This window comes from Halalkalibacter flavus (genome assembly GCF_036663575.1).
In the GTDB taxonomy this organism is placed as follows: domain Bacteria; phylum Bacillota; class Bacilli; order Bacillales; family Bacillaceae_D; genus Halalkalibacter; species Halalkalibacter flavus.
The window spans coordinates 1-537 of record NZ_JAWRVK010000121.1 but is presented as its reverse complement, the minus strand read 5'-3'; the positions used below and the strand labels follow the sequence as shown (position 1 = coordinate 537).

The window sequence follows — 537 nt, the reverse complement described above, 5'->3', positions numbered from 1 at the left end:
GGCCTTAGCTCAGCTGGGAGAGCGCCTGCCTTGCACGCAGGAGGTCAGCGGTTCGATCCCGCTAGGCTCCACCAAAATATTATAATGTTATGGCGGTGTAGCTCAGCTGGCTAGAGCGTACGGTTCATACCCGTGAGGTCGTGGGTTCAATTCCCTCCGCCGCTACCAACATACATAGGACTCTTAGCTCAGTTGGTCAGAGCGGTCGGCTCATAACCGATTGGTCGTAGGTTCGAGTCCTACAGGGTCCACCATTAAAAATACGGAGGAGTACCCAAGTCCGGCTGAAGGGATCGGTCTTGAAAACCGACAGGCGGGTTAAACCGCGCGGGGGTTCGAATCCCTCCTCCTCCGCCATTAACTTAATATCATCGCGGGATGGAGCAGTCTGGTAGCTCGTCGGGCTCATAACCCGAAGGTCATAGGTTCAAATCCTATTCCCGCAATCAAAAATATTGGTCCGGTAGTTCAGTTGGTTAGAATGCCTGCCTGTCACGCAGGAGGTCGCGGGTTCGAGTCCCGTCCGGACCGCCATTT

At 54.7% G+C, this 537-nt stretch carries 5 tRNA genes; all 5 read left to right on the top strand.

Annotation, left to right across the window (positions count from 1 at the left end):
• The first annotated feature begins 91 nt into the window (after positions 1-91).
• The 5 genes from SAY88_RS24685 (at position 92) to SAY88_RS24665 (ending at position 534) form a co-directional block, all read left to right on the top strand.
• Positions 92-168 (top strand) — tRNA-Met (locus SAY88_RS24685).
• Positions 169-177: 9 nt separating this feature from the next.
• Positions 178-254 (top strand) — tRNA-Ile (locus SAY88_RS24680).
• 10 nt (positions 255-264) lie between these two features.
• Positions 265-357 (top strand) — tRNA-Ser (locus tag SAY88_RS24675).
• 15 nt (positions 358-372) lie between these two features.
• A tRNA-Met gene (locus SAY88_RS24670) sits at positions 373-446 on the top strand.
• 11 nt (positions 447-457) lie between these two features.
• Positions 458-534: transfer RNA gene (locus SAY88_RS24665), tRNA-Asp, on the top strand.
• Positions 535-537: the final 3 nt, after the last annotated feature.